Source organism: Candidatus Hydrogenedentota bacterium (assembly GCA_012730045.1).
Classification (GTDB): Bacteria; Hydrogenedentota; Hydrogenedentia; order Hydrogenedentales; family CAITNO01; genus JAAYBR01.
Genome location: JAAYBR010000085.1, coordinates 1 through 13,294, shown reverse-complemented (window position 1 = coordinate 13,294; position 13,294 = coordinate 1). Strand labels below are relative to the sequence as shown.

Sequence of the window (13,294 nt, the reverse complement as noted above, 5' to 3'; positions counted from 1 at the left end):
GAAGCGGCGACACCGCTTTGCCCGGGGAGGATCCATGCCGCACCCCTCCCGGCAGCTCTTTCCCGGGAACCAAAGCGGCGTCGTTGCCGCCGCACTCCAAAAGGAGACGCCGCGCGCCCCTCCCGTCCCGCCACGGCTTCGGCGCCCTCCATCGCCCAAACCGCGCGCCCCCTGGGCTCGCCAAGCTCCAGCTTGGCCTCTTGGGTTCTTCCGCGCGGGCCCAGTCGCTCCGTTTTTCCCCGAAAGCCAAGGGGAAGCTTGGCGATCCCAGGGGCACGGCCGCTCCAGCGAATCCGGTACTTTCTTGGCAGGGAGCGCAAGCGACCGAAGCGACCTCGTTCCCGGCAGGGCGGGCGCCTAGAAATTCACCGCCGACACGGCCAGCATGACCAGTCCCAGCCCCAGCTTCACCGCCAACCCGCCGATGCGGCCCAGCGCCGCCCCGGTGCCCGTCCGTGCCGAGTCGGCCGCCGTCTTCCCCTTGACCAGCAGCTCATAGAGCGCCGCCCCCAGGAACGCCCCCACGCAGGCCCCGGCCAGCGTCCCCACCACCGGGAACACCGGCGTGCCCAGAACCGCCCCGGCGATGCAGCCCGCCAGCGACGCCGCCACGGCCCCCTTCCCCCCGCCGAAACGCGCCGCGCCGTAGCCCGACGCCGCCGTCTCGGCCACCTCGCCCAGCGTTGCCAGCGCCCCCAGCGCCAGCAGGGTCCAGGGGCCAAACCGGTCAAACCCCGTGCACACCCACGCCCCCGCCACGGCACCCAGAATCACCCAGTTGCCAAAAAGCCCCGCCAGATTCAGCGCCAGCCCGGCGAGAATCGCCAGGCCAAACAGCGTCCATCCCAATATGGCCAATGCCGTTGCCATGTGTGTTCCCGTGTGTTCCCCGCCTGTCCGGGGGAAATTATCCGATGCCGGGGCACCCCGGCGCAACCGCCCGAAGGGGGACAAGGTAGACGCGGCATCCTGCCGCGTTCTTCCGGTCTTGCGTCGGCCCAAAGAACGCGGCAGGATGCCGCGTCTACTCTGTCGGAAGGGCTGGCGCGGCCGGGAAAAATTTCCCGTACGGGGGGTTGACATCCGGGGGGAAATGGTGTAAGATTGGTTCTACCAATGCGCCGGTGATGCCGTTGGTAAGGAGTTCCTAGGTTAACGTTGCACCCTGAAACAAGGAGAAAATGAAATGCGCAAACGTGGTTTTACCCTCATCGAGCTGCTGGTCGTGATCGCGATCATCGGCATCCTGGCAGCCATCCTGCTGCCCGCCCTGGCCCGCGCCCGCGAGGCCGCCCGCCGCGCCTCCTGCCAGAACAATCTCAAGCAGTGGGGCCTCGTCATGAAGATGTACAGCAACGAGGCCAAAGGCGCATATCCGACCCTCCAGCTTGGGTATTTTCGCAATGAAAGCGGGGGCCAAACGCTGGTCTTCGACCTCGGCCCGAACCTTTTCTCGCTGTATCCCGAGTACCTGACGGACGGCAACCTGCTGTTCTGCCCGTCTGATCCCGGTCTGGGCGATGCGCAGGAAGGGATTGTCGGCCCGGACGGTCAGCCCTGTCTCGATTACATTAGCCCCACCACTCCCCAGCACTGCGCCAGCCTTGTGGACTCCAGCTACGGCTATGTGGGCTGGGTCTTTGACCAGTTTGGTTACACAGTCCCCGGTGCCGACCTTTCCACCGTCGCCCAGCTCATGGATACCTTCGACAATGGCACCACCTCTGAAGTGATCCCCTCCGACATGGCCACCGGCGGTCTTCCGCAGATCATCGCCTTGCTTGAGTCGCTTACGACGGGCGGTTTGATTGCGAATTTGAACAATCCGGCCGGGCTTGCAAAGTACGTTGACGGTGATGTGAAAATGAGCGGCATCCACGCCGGTCGGGGCCTTGGCAACGGCGGCGGCGAGACAATCTACCGTCTCCGTGACGGCATCGAGCGTTTCCTGATAACGGACATCAACAACCCCGGTGCCAGTGCCCAGGCGCAGAGCACCGTGCCGATCATGTTCGACTTCGTGGCCATTGATCCCGCGGCCTACAACCACATCCCCGGCGGCTCGAACATCCTGTTCATGGACGGCCACGTGGAGTTCCAGCGGTACAGCGAGAACGCCACGGACACGCTGTGCAACAAGCTGGTGGCGAACACCCTCGGCGTGCTGGCCCCCGCGCTCTCCTGATCGCGGCGGCCCCCTGACCTGATCGTCAAGGGCCCGGAACCGAACGGTTCCGGGCCCTTTCTGTTTTCGGGGGAATGGGAAGCAGGGGAGGCATGCCAGGCTGGGGAACGGCAGTGTCTCTCGCCTTGGGGGGAACTCGCCCCCGGCATCGCCCTTGTTGGAGCGAAATGGACCATGTCTTCCTGTCCCTTTTCACCCCGGAGGGGTGGGGGACATTAGCCGGTGGTTGAGCGTCAGCGATACCACCGGAAACGGCCCCCCCTCCCCTTTCTGGCACCCCGGTAGGGGTGCGGGACTCCGGGGCCAACAGGAGCCGTCGCGTCCTGAACCCCTGCCGGGGTTCTTCAAGAGGAGAGCATGGTCTGTTGCCCGGTGGTGGCGCTGACGCTCAACCACCGGCTAATATCCCGCATCCCTCCGGGATGCCGAGGGTGCCCGCTTCCCTCCTTCTTCACGTCTGGGGCTCGGGCATGGAGGGCCAACCGGAGACCTGTGCTGCGGCAGAAGACGTCTACTTCATTAGCGGACGTTCCCGACAGCCTGCCTCATTGGCGGGAATACCAGCGAGGGAGGAAACCTCTTGCCTATCCCCCCGCCCAGGCTCCGGCTCCCGCCCGTCTTGTCCGGCGATCAGGGCAATTCAAGGTTGAAATGCCGTATCGAAAGGAAGATGGCGGGGACAGACTCCGAGGTGGCACGGGCTTCCAGCCCGTGTTTCTTGGGTTGCATCCATGACCCAAGACACGGGCTGGAAGCCCGTGCCACCTCGGTGTGCCTGCCGGACGTCCTCTTGGAATGCCGCATCTTAACCTGAAGTCGCTCCAGGGGCGCTTTTGTCTGCGGCGGTCGCGGCTCCCGCCTCAGATCCGGCAATCAGGGGACCCCGTCAGCCGCCGGCCTTTTCCGCGGCCGGGGCGTCGGCGCCGGCGGATTCCGGCTCGGGCTCCCCGGCGCCCTTTTCGTCGGGCTGCGCGGCGGCTTCGGCGGCGGCCGCCTCGGCGAAGAGGTCGGGGCCGTCGTCCGGAAGCACCTCGATCTTGAGGTTGCCGATGATGGGGATGATGCGGGCCTGGCGGTAGAGGTCGCCCTCGGCGAGCTTGACGTGGGTGGCGTCGGCGGCGGGCTGGTCGAAGGTGGGGTCCACGTCCACCCAGCGCCCGACCCAGACGGCGGCCCACTGGTGGAAGTAGAAGCCGGGCTGGGCGCCGCCGATGTAGATGAGACCGGCGACCTCGCGTGCGGGGATGCCGGCCGCGCGGGCGAGGCCGATGAACAGGACGCTGTGCTCGGTGCAGTCGCCCTCGCGGTGCTCGAGCACCTCCAGGGCGTTGGACAGGCGCGCGGAGAAGGAGCTGCGCACGTTGTCGTGGACCCATTTGCAGAGTCTCCGCGAGATTTCGAGGGTGTTCTTCTCCTCGCCGGCGATCTCGCGGGCTTTTTCCAGCAGTTTAGGGTGGTCGCTCTGGATGAAGGCGGTGGGCTTGAGGTGGCGGATCACACCCTCCTCGGTGACGGGGAGCAGGGCGGGCTCGAAGGCGTCGAGGTCCGCGCGCCGCGACAGGAACTCGTAATGGTCCCCCCGGTTCGCCATGCGCTGGCGGTCGTCGTTGAAGGTGTGGTTCTCGTTGACGGGGCCGCGCAGGGCGAGGCGGAGGCGCTCCCGGTTGCGGGGGTCCTGCACGGGCGTTTCCACCAGGGCGGCGTTGGACACGATGACGTCGTTGCTGTACGAGACGTCCTTCGCGATGTCCTCGGGCTCGAGCCGCTGGGTGAGGATGCCGGCCACCTCGTCCTCCAGGGTGAGGCCCGTCTCGGTGACGAAGCTCTGGGAGTCTATGGCCATGAGGTCAATGGCCGTGCGCACGTGGTAGACCTTTGTGGGGACGCCGTTGAACACCCGCTCCTCCACGCCGACGACGCGGCTGACCCCGGCGACCTCCTGGGCGTAGAGGGGCTCAAAGACGGAGAAGTTGATGACATCGCCGACCTGGGGGGTGCCGCGCGCCCAGAGCCCCAGGTGCAGGGCGTCGTTCACCGTCTCGTTCGGCGCGGGAAGGGTGGTCTCCTTCACCACGCCGCCGACGGTGCTCTCCAGGAGCAGCTCCCCGTCCGACACCATGGCGTGGAAACGGGAGACCTGGGCGGGGTCCACCACCTCGGAGATGATCTCGATGAGCGCGCCGTCGGCGGTGTACACCCGCTCCGAGAAGACCCGCATGTCCTGCCGCGACCCCGACATGGCCACCTGGAACTTCGCGTCCTCCACCACATGCACGCGGCCCTGGTCGTCCCGGGACACCCGGCTGGTGGAGTAGCCGGCCTTCTGGCCGTTCATGTAGACCCCGTACCAGTTCTCGCCCAGGAGCGCGTCGAGCGCCCCGGGCTGCGCCGCGCACAGGGACGGGAGGGTTGTCATGGCCGCCATAACCAGCAGGGCTTTCTTCATGGGGGGCTCGCTCCGGGGGCCGCCGCGGCGCGCTAGGTCACCGGGGGCAGCACGCGGAGGCTGGCCCGGCTGACATAGGCCGCGCCCTCCTTGGCGCCGCGCATCCGGATGGCCAGTTCGACCCGGTCGGGGTTGGGGGGAAGGGCCGGCAGGGTGTACTGGATCGTGTTCCAGTTGCCGTCCCCTTTAAAGGGCAGCTTCGCCGCCGTCTTCTCTCCGGCGCTCTCGCCGTGCACCACTGTCAGCAGAATCTCCATCGGCACCCCCTGGTCCGCCTTCAACGTCAGTGTCAGCAGCAGGGAGTCCCCCGCGTGCAGCATGCCGTTCGCCGCGGGCACCCGGGCGTTCAGGTCCACAAACCCGGCGTCATCGGGCACCAGCTCCAGCGAGGGCGCGCCGTTGGGCCCCGTTGGGCCGGGCACCGCCTTGCAGCCCTTGGCCGGGTTCCAGACGCCCCACCCGGCCGGCTTATCGCCGTCCCACTGCGAGAAATCGGTGTTTTCCAGGAGTTCGCCGGTCATGCCGGCCTGGAGGGCCCGCGCGCGCGCCTTCGCCTCCTTGTCCGCCTCCTGGGTCGCCCCAGGCAGTGCGGCCACCAGCAGAAGGGCCGCCACGATGCGCTGTGTGTGCGTTGTCTTCATGTGTGAGAAACGATTTCCCGCCGCTTCCGGGCGACAAGGCGTTCGCCGCCCCGGGGAGATACTACCACAGCCGCGCCCGGCGCTACCCGATGCGGCTCCAGGCCTCCTCGACCAAAGCGAAGGCCTCGTCCATCTCCTCGCGGTCCATCACCAGGGGCGGGCTGACGCGCAGCACCTTCTGGGCGAGGGGCCCAAGAAAGTGGACGCCCTTCTTGTCCCGCGCGCGGTAGGCCTCGAGCACGCAGCGGTTCGCCGTCTCGGCGTCCGTCATCTCGACGCCGTAGACCATGCCCTCGCCGCGCACGGCGTGGATGAAGGGGAAGCGCTTCTGCAGGCGCGCCAGGCCGCCGCGCAGCCATTTGGACGCCTTCTTGACGTGGTCGAGCACGCGCTCCTCCCGGAACACGTCCAGGGCCGCGCACACGGCGGCGCAGGTGCCCGGCGTGGCGCTGTAGGTGTCGCTGCCCTCGCCGTAGTCCAGCGCGCCGAGCACGTCGGCCCGGCCCACGACCGCCGCGCCGGGCTCGCCGTTCGCCAGCCCCTTGCCCAGCACGACGAGGTCCGGGCGCACCCCGTAGGTCTCGAAGGCGTACATGTTCCCCGTGCGCCCGAAGCACGACTGCACCTCGTCGAAAATGAAAACCGCGTTCTCGGCGTGGCACCACTCCTGCAGCATCGCGTGGTACCACTTGGGCGGGTGGTAGGACCCCCGCGCGCCGAGGTAGGGCTCCGTGATCAGCAGCGCGGCGCGGCCGCCGCACTCGGCGGAGAGCGCCGCCAGCTCGCGCTCGCAGTCCTTCTCCGTGAAGGGGGCGTCCAGGGGGAACGAAATGAACCGGACGTTCGGGTTCGGGCTGGTCTCGCCCGTCACATCGGCGGCCAGGCCCTTCTTGCCGTGGAACCCGCCCCGCGTGGCCACGAGGATGGGCTTCTCCGGATGCAGGTGCATGGCGGACCACATGGCCTTCTGCACGCCCTCGGACCCGCTCGCCGCCCACAGCACCTGCTGCGCGTTCGGGTTGCGCCGCGCCATGGACACCACCAGCCGCCGCGACGCCTCCACCATCGGCTCCGTCACCATGTTGTACGCGTTGCGCGGCACACCCCGCCGGTACGCCTTCAGCCGCTTCTCAAACAGCGGGTGTGCGTAGCCCAGGTTGGACACCAGCACGCCCGAGGTGAAGTCTATGAGCTTCCGGCCGTCCGCCGTCCACAGGCGGCAGCCCTTCGCGCGGACCACTGCGGCCTGGGTCGGCGTGCGGGTGCTCAGGCCCCGGGGGATGTAGCGGTCCGCCAAAACGCGCAGGGCGTTCCCCTTCGGCTCATCATCGTGCAGAATCGCGGGCATGAAAAAACTCCTTCTATATGTAGTACATCGGCTCCCGGCCGGAGAATTCCGCCATCTGCCGGAGGCTGATCTTTTCCAGCAACCCCTGGACCCCCCCCGCGATGCGAGCCCACACCGCCTTCACCTCCTCGCACCGGCCGTCGTCCACCGGCAGCGGCGCCAGCACCGGGCCGTCAATGGCCGCCACGATCTGCAGCAGCGTGATCCGGTCCGGACTCTCCGAAAGGCCGTAGCCGCCCTGCGCCCCCCGAACACTGGCCACCAGGCCCGCCCGCTTGAGCTGGAGCAGGATGTGCACCAGGTACTTCTCCGGAATATGCCGCCGGTTCGCCAGCTCCTGCACCGTGATCACCGCCCCGTCCCCGTGGTGCAGGGCCAGTTCGGCCATCGCCCGGCAGGCATACTCACAACGCGCGGAAATGTTCATGGGCGCCCTTTCCGGAATCCTTAGTATCCCGCTTATTATTCAGGAATTCCGCCCCCCGCGTCAACCCTGCCCAGTTCCGCCCTCGTCCATACGGTCCATTTTGTCCATATCGTCCATAGACCAAGGACCATAGCCGACATGGACGATATGGACGACATGGACGATATGGACAGCATGGACGATATGGACGCCCGCCGTTACAGGTGGATCGCCGTGCCCTCGTCGGGCAGTTCGGGGGTGAGGCCGTGGCGCTCCTGGATGCGGGCGCGGAGGGCCTTGCGGGCCTCGTCCTCGCCGTGGTTGATGATGATCTTGGGGCGGCACGGGGCCATGACGTCGAGCCAGGCGAGCAGGTCCTTCTGGCCGGCGTGGGCGCTGAACCCGCCGAGGGTGTGGATTTGCGCGCGGACGGCGATCTTTTCGCCGTGGATGTTGACGCTCTTGGCGCCCTGCACCAGCATGCGGCCCAGCGACCCGGCGGCCTGGTAGCCCACGAAGAGCACGTGCGTGCCGTTGCGCCAGAGGTTGTGCTTCAGGTGGTGGAGGATGCGGCCGCCGGTGCACATGCCCGCGCCGGCCATGACGAGGCAGGGGCCCTTCACCTGGTTGATCTCCATGGACTCCTGCACGGTCTGCGTGGCCTTGTAGGTCTTCAGGTCGGTCTCGAGGTTCCCCTCGCGCAGGAATCCGGACATCTCGTCGTCGAACAGCTCCGGGTGGCGCATGGTGATGCGCGACGCCTCAATGGCCATGGGGCTGTCGAGGAACACGGGGAAGGGCTTCACCTTGCCCTCGCGGAACATCTCCGCGAGGATCATGGTCATGACCTGCGCACGGCCGACGGAGAAGGTGGGCATGAGCATCTTGCCGCCCTGCGCCACCGTGTCGTGGACGATGGTCTCGAACTCCGCCACCGTCTCGCCGAAGGGCCGGTGCTCGCGGTCGCCGTAGGTGGACTCGATGACCACGGCGTCGGCCTCGTGGAACGGCTCATAATCCTTGAGAATGGGCGCGCCCTTCGGGCCGAGGTCGCCCGAAAACACCACCCGCTTTGTCCGCCCCTCCTCGTCCACGGACACCTGGATGCTCGACGAGCCCAGCAGGTGCCCCGCCTCGGTGAAGCAGGCGCGGATGCCGGAGGCCACCTCCACCGGCTCGTTGTAGGGCACCGGCGTCAGCCGCGCGATGGCCTCCTCCGCGTCGTCCACCGTGTACGGCGGCTCCACGGCCCGCTGGCCCGACCGCTGCCGCTTCCGGTTCTGGCGCTCCGCGTCCTGCGCCATCAGCCGCGCCGCGTCCCGCAGGATCAGCGCCACCAGGTCGTTCGTCGCCGGCGTGCCGTAAAACAGGCACTTCTCCCCCGCCTTCACCAGCATGGGCAGGCGGCCCGAATGGTCCAGATGCGCGTGTGTGACCAGCACCGCGTCCAGCTTCTGCCGCGAGGCAAAGGGCGCGCGGTTCCGCGCGTCCGCCTTCTTCCCCCCCTGAAACATCCCGCAGTCCACCAGCACGCGCCCGCGCGCGCTCTCCACCAGACTGGCCGAACCCGTCACCTCCCCGCCCGCGCTGCCCAGGAAACTCACCAGCATGACGCACTCCTTCGCACTTCCCCGCCGCGCCCATCCGCGGCGGCGGGGCCATGATACTCCCCCCGCCGCGCCCGAGTCACGCGGGGGAAGAGGACGGAAAAGGCGGGCGCCGCGGCCGGGGGGGGACTAGAAGCGGCCGGCCAGCAGACCGGGGAGGTCGGGGAAGCGTTCAAGGCGGAGGTCGGCTTCCTGGTGTTCGGCGGGGTTGCCGAAACCGTAGGCGGCGGCAATGGCGGTGAGGCGGTTTTCGTGGGCGGCGCGGAGGTCGTCGGCGCGGTCGCCGATGACGGCACCGGGGCCGCCGCCGAGTTCGGCGAGGAGTTCGCCGACCATGATGGTTTTTCCCTCGGGCCTTGCGCCGCGCGCGCGGACGCCGTGGAAGAGGGGGCGCAGACCGTGGGCGTCGAGGAAGGTGTCCACGTAGTCCCGGGGGCCGTTGGAGCAGACGGCGAGGCGGTGTCCGGCGTCGCGCAGGCGCTGGAGGGTTTCGGGGACGCCGTCGTAGAGGCGGCCCTCCTCGCCGATGAGGCGCAGCTCGAGGGCGTTGGTTTCGGCGACGATCTCCTCCATCTGTCCGGGGGGGCACAGGGAGGCGAGCCAGGCCTCATAGGCCGCGACGGACTTGCCGAAAAAGGAGCAGATGACATCGGCGTCGGGTTCGGCGAGGCCGCGGGCGCGGAGGGTGCGCTGGACGGCGGGCACGGTCACGCGCTCCGTCTGGAGGAGGGTGCCGTCCACATCGAAGATGAGCAGGGCGGATGTCCGGCCTTCCGTCACTGGGCGGCCCTGGCGGCCTGGTAGTCGTCCATGAGCCGGGTGAACTTCTCAAAGAGGTAGCGGCTGTCGTGGGGGCCCGGGGAGGCCTCGGGGTGGTACTGGACGCTGAAGATCGGCAGCTTCCTGTGGGCCATGCCCGAGCAGGTCTTGTCGTTCAGGTGCAGGTGGGTGAACTCGACGTCCTCCGGGTTGAGGGAGGAGGGGTCCACGGCGAAACCGTGGTTCTGGGCGGTGATCTCCACCTTGCCGGTGACGGTGTTGAGGACGGGCTGGTTGCCGCCGCGGTGGCCGAATTTCAGCTTGTAGGTGGTGCCGCCGAAGGCGTGGCCGAGGATCTGGTGGCCCAGGCAGATGCCGAAGATGGGCACGCGCTTTTCCATGAGCGCCTGGACGGTCGGGTAGACATAGGGCAGGGCGGCGGGGTCGCCGGGGCCGTTGGAGAGGAAGACGCCGTCGGGGTTGAGGGCCATGACCTCGTCGGGTCCGGCGGTGGCGGGGAGCAGGGTGACCTCGCAGCCCGCGTCGGCCAGGAGCCGCAGGATGTTGCGCTTGATGCCGTAGTCCATGGCGACCACGCGGTACTTCGGCGCGGCCGGGGCGGGCCAGGCGGACGGCTCGCGGAGGGTGACCTCCTTCACGAAGTCGCTGCCCGCCATGTCGGCGCCCGCGCGGGCCTTGGCCACGAGGGAGCCGGGGTTCAGGTCGGTGGTGCTGATGACGGCCTTCATGGCGCCCTTCGTGCGCAGGAGGCGGGTGATGCGGCGGGTGTCCACGCCGTCAATGGCGACGACATTGTGCCTGCGGAGGTATTCCGGCAGGCTGGCCGTGGCGCGCCAGTTGCTCGGCTCGAAACAGCACTCGCGCATGACAAAACCGCGGACGTAGGGGTGGCCGGACTCCCCGTCGTCCCCGTTCACCCCGTAGTTGCCGATGTGGGGGTAGGTCATGGTGACGATCTGGCCGGCATAGGACGGGTCCGTCAGGATTTCCTGATAGCCCGTCATGCTCGTGTTAAAGACCAGCTCGCCTTCGGACTCGCCCTCGGCGCCCACGGCCCGGCCTTCCAGCACCGTCCCGTCTTCCGTCGCCAGGATCGCTTTCATGGTAGGGTTCTCCCTTTTCGCGGGGGTGATTTGCGCGGAGTATACCAGATTTCCGGGGGTCGGCGACGGGGCGTGTGCGCCCCGGAAAGCGAAGACAAGGCCGCCGGGACGGCGGCGCTACGAACCGGGCCCCTCGGCGCCTCTCCGTAGCGCAGGCGTCCCGCCTGCCCGGTCTTTGGCGCGGGTCAGGGCTTGACGAAGTAGTCCAGCACCGTCACCTTGGCAAGATGGGGCCCCAGCAGCTTGCCGAAGGCCTTGTGCTCGGGGTGGACCAGATAGGCGTCGCGGTCCTTCTCGTTGGCGAAGGTGAGAAAGAAGCAGTGGGTGTGGCCCTGGTCAAGCTTCTCCGGGCTGACGTTGGTGCCCCACTCGTAGCCGATAACGCCGTTGATCTTGGTCGGCAGGGCGGCGAAGGCGTCCTCCACCGTCTTGACGTCCTCCGGCGTCGCCTCGGGCTTGAAGCCGAAAAGCACCACATGCCGCAGCACGGGCGCGGCCTTGGCATCGGCCTGGGCCGGTTCGGCCGCCGAGACAGCGGTCACGCCGGCGGCCAAAACGCCCACCGCCGCGAGGAAGAGAACCGCAAACACGACCTTGGTTCCGGGGAAATGCCGCGATGTCATGGGAAGGCTCCTTTGGTTGGGTTGGGCGTCCAGTATGTCCGCGCAGGGGGGCTGGGCGCAAGCCGGACCGGCGAACGCGCGAAACCGGAGGCCTCCCGACAAGAGATTGCCGCGTCGGCCGGGGCGTTGGCGGGAACAAGGTTGCTTCGCTACGCTCGCAATGACGGGTGGCCGACCGGTTCAACGCGAGACCGCCGACCACCCGTCATTGCGAGCGTAGCGAAGCAATCTCATGCCCGCGAAGGCACCGTTTACTTCAGGCATTTTCCCCGGTCCGGCTTGACCCGCGCCGGCGCGGCGTGGTCTGATGTGCCCCCCCGCCGGACGGGCCGGCGGTCATCGAAAGGAGCGGGTTTCCGTGTGGATCCGGCGCGCGGCGAAATGGGGGGCGGGTGCGGCACTGGTTCTCCTGCTGCTCCTGTGCGGGGGCGTGTGGCTGTTTCAGGAGACGATCCTGTTCAACGGCCGCACGGCGGAGATTCTCCAGACCCCGGAGGACTTGGGCTGGACCTTTGACGAGTTCCGGCTGGAGGTGCCGGGGGGCGTCACGCACGGCTGGTGGATGCCCCTGGAGGAGGCGCGGGGCGCGGTGCTCTTCTCCCACGGCAGCGGCAAGAACATCTCGCACTATCTGGACGACGCGCGGATTTTCCGGGACCTGGGGTTCTCGGTGCTGCTTTACGACTACGGCGGCTATGGACTCAGCACGGGGAAACCCTCGGAGCAGCGGTGCTACGCGGACATCCGGGCGGTGTGGCGGCACCTTACGGAAACCCTCGGCGTGCCGCCGGAACGGGTGGTGCTGGCGGGCGCGTCCCTGGGCGGCGGCGTGACCTCCGATCTGGCCGCCGAGGTCCAACCTGCGGCGGTGGTGCTGGAATGCACCTTCACCTCCGTGCCCGAGGCGGTGCGGGACACCCTGCCGGGGCTGCCCCATCCCCTGCTGACGCGCATCCGGTTCCGGAACATTGACAAGGCGCCGCGTTTTCGCGCGCCCCTGCTGGTGCTGCACAGCGCGGACGACGACACCATCCCCTTGGCGCACGGGGAGCGGCTGTTTGCGGCGGCGAAAGAGCCGAAGGCCTTCGCACAGATCACGGGCAGCCACGGCGGCGGCAAGTTCTCCTCCGGAGAGGCGTACACGGGGCCGCTGCGGGAATTCCTCCTGCGGCGCACGCCCGCCCCCTGACCGGGCCTACCCCCGCATCTTGAGGACGACAATGACGATGGCGAAGGGCAGGAGTGCGAAGAACCACCACTTGTAGGTCGTGAAGAAGACGATGACGTCGGCGGCGGTGATGTCCATGCGGTGCTCCTTGTTCCGCCCGCGGGCGGTTATCTCGGCAGGGGGGTGGGCGCGCTCACCAGGTACGCCACAATCCCCGCGGCAATCCCCATCACGAGTCCGATGGCGCACAGGCCCCGGTCGCGGTTCTCGTCCTCGCGGTACATGCCGTAGAGAGACCACAGAATGGTCACGGCCGCCAGAAAGATCACCCCGTAGGAATACCAGGGCTGGTAGTAGACATATCCGGAGGCCCTGCCGGACACCGGCAGGAGCAGCAGGACCGCGATGCCCCCCATCAGCAGGGTTTGCAGCCAGATCGGGGTGCGCTTGGGGCTGCTGCCCGTGAGCACCCGGAAATCGTCCTCGTTTTTCTTGCGCCGCCGGGCTGCCGCCTCATCCGCGTCCCCGGCCACGGTGCCGCCGCCAAACCCGACATACTCCGCATCCGCGAGCGACCCCGTGGCGAGGTTCCTGTCCCCGGGCCCGGCGGGGCTCTCCTCACCGGTCTGGGGGGCCTGCGCGGCGGGCAAATCGCCCATTTCCTCGATGAGCGACTGAAAACTGAGGCTTTCCTTGCGCGCCTGCTCTTCCAGCATGCGCTCCGCCTTGAGCGGGTCATAGTCTGCGGGCACGGATGATTCCTCTTGGGCCGGAGTTGCGGGGCGCTTCGCGCGGCCCCTGCCCTTATGGTACCGCACCCGGCGCGGATGCGGCAAGGGCGGAGATGGCGGTCTGCCACGGCGTGAATGGACGATATGGACGGAATGGACAACATGGACGGGACGGACAGGATAGTCAGAGCCCTTCGACAGGTCGTTTCTCCTGTCAATATCGTCCATTTTGTCCATTCCGTCCATATCGTCCACG

The 13,294-nt window shown here is 67.9% G+C and carries 12 protein-coding genes; 2 read left to right on the top strand and 10 right to left on the bottom strand.

Features of this window, described 5'->3' with window-relative positions:
- Positions 1-357 precede the first annotated feature (357 nt).
- Positions 358-870, bottom strand: a complete 513-nt coding sequence (locus GXY15_08765; GenBank protein ID NLV41304.1) for a DUF456 domain-containing protein — start codon at positions 868-870, stop codon at positions 358-360.
- A 316-nt stretch (positions 871-1,186) separates the two neighbouring features.
- On the opposite strand from GXY15_08765, the gene GXY15_08760 reads away from it, so the two are divergent.
- Positions 1,187-2,185, top strand: coding sequence for a DUF1559 domain-containing protein (locus GXY15_08760; GenBank protein ID NLV41303.1), 999 nt, complete (start codon positions 1,187-1,189; stop codon positions 2,183-2,185).
- Between the two features lie 886 nt (positions 2,186-3,071).
- Here GXY15_08760 and GXY15_08755 read toward each other — a convergent pair.
- The 8 genes from GXY15_08755 to GXY15_08720 all read right to left on the bottom strand — a co-directional run bounded on the left by GXY15_08755 (position 3,072) and on the right by GXY15_08720 (position 11,139).
- A complete protein-coding gene (locus tag GXY15_08755) occupies positions 3,072-4,631 on the bottom strand; it encodes a transglutaminase domain-containing protein (GenBank protein ID NLV41302.1) in 1,560 nt (519 codons plus the stop codon).
- Positions 4,632-4,663: 32 nt separating this feature from the next.
- The gene (locus GXY15_08750; protein ID NLV41301.1) at positions 4,664-5,272 is read right to left on the bottom strand and encodes a hypothetical protein; all 609 of its coding nucleotides are present in this window, start codon (positions 5,270-5,272) and stop codon (positions 4,664-4,666) included.
- An 82-nt stretch (positions 5,273-5,354) separates the two neighbouring features.
- On the bottom strand, positions 5,355-6,620 hold the full coding sequence (locus GXY15_08745; protein NLV41300.1) for an aspartate aminotransferase family protein: 1,266 nt from the start codon (positions 6,618-6,620) through the stop codon (positions 5,355-5,357).
- A gap of 13 nt (positions 6,621-6,633) precedes the next feature.
- Positions 6,634-7,047: an Rrf2 family transcriptional regulator gene (locus GXY15_08740; protein ID NLV41299.1), complete on the bottom strand. Its 414-nt coding sequence runs from the start codon at positions 7,045-7,047 to the stop codon at positions 6,634-6,636.
- Positions 7,048-7,244: 197 nt separating this feature from the next.
- Complete coding sequence (locus GXY15_08735) at positions 7,245-8,636, bottom strand: MBL fold metallo-hydrolase (protein NLV41298.1); 1,392 nt, start codon at positions 8,634-8,636, stop codon at positions 7,245-7,247.
- 126 nt (positions 8,637-8,762) lie between these two features.
- The gene (locus GXY15_08730) at positions 8,763-9,413 is read right to left on the bottom strand and encodes an HAD family hydrolase (GenBank protein ID NLV41297.1); all 651 of its coding nucleotides are present in this window, start codon (positions 9,411-9,413) and stop codon (positions 8,763-8,765) included.
- Complete coding sequence (gene carA / locus GXY15_08725) at positions 9,410-10,516, bottom strand: glutamine-hydrolyzing carbamoyl-phosphate synthase small subunit (GenBank protein ID NLV41296.1); 1,107 nt, start codon at positions 10,514-10,516, stop codon at positions 9,410-9,412. Before carA ends, GXY15_08730 begins: the two co-directional genes overlap by 4 nt.
- A 185-nt stretch (positions 10,517-10,701) precedes the next feature.
- Entirely contained in the window at positions 10,702-11,139 is a 438-nt protein-coding gene (locus GXY15_08720; GenBank protein ID NLV41295.1) for a Dabb family protein, read from the bottom strand.
- Positions 11,140-11,497: 358 nt separating this feature from the next.
- Here GXY15_08720 and GXY15_08715 point away from each other — a divergent pair, with 358 nt between their 5' ends.
- The gene (locus GXY15_08715) at positions 11,498-12,328 is read left to right on the top strand and encodes an alpha/beta hydrolase (protein ID NLV41294.1); all 831 of its coding nucleotides are present in this window, start codon (positions 11,498-11,500) and stop codon (positions 12,326-12,328) included.
- 146 nt (positions 12,329-12,474) lie between these two features.
- On the opposite strand, the gene GXY15_08710 is transcribed toward GXY15_08715, so the two are convergent.
- On the bottom strand, positions 12,475-13,059 hold the full coding sequence (locus tag GXY15_08710) for a hypothetical protein (protein NLV41293.1): 585 nt from the start codon (positions 13,057-13,059) through the stop codon (positions 12,475-12,477).
- Positions 13,060-13,294: the final 235 nt, after the last annotated feature.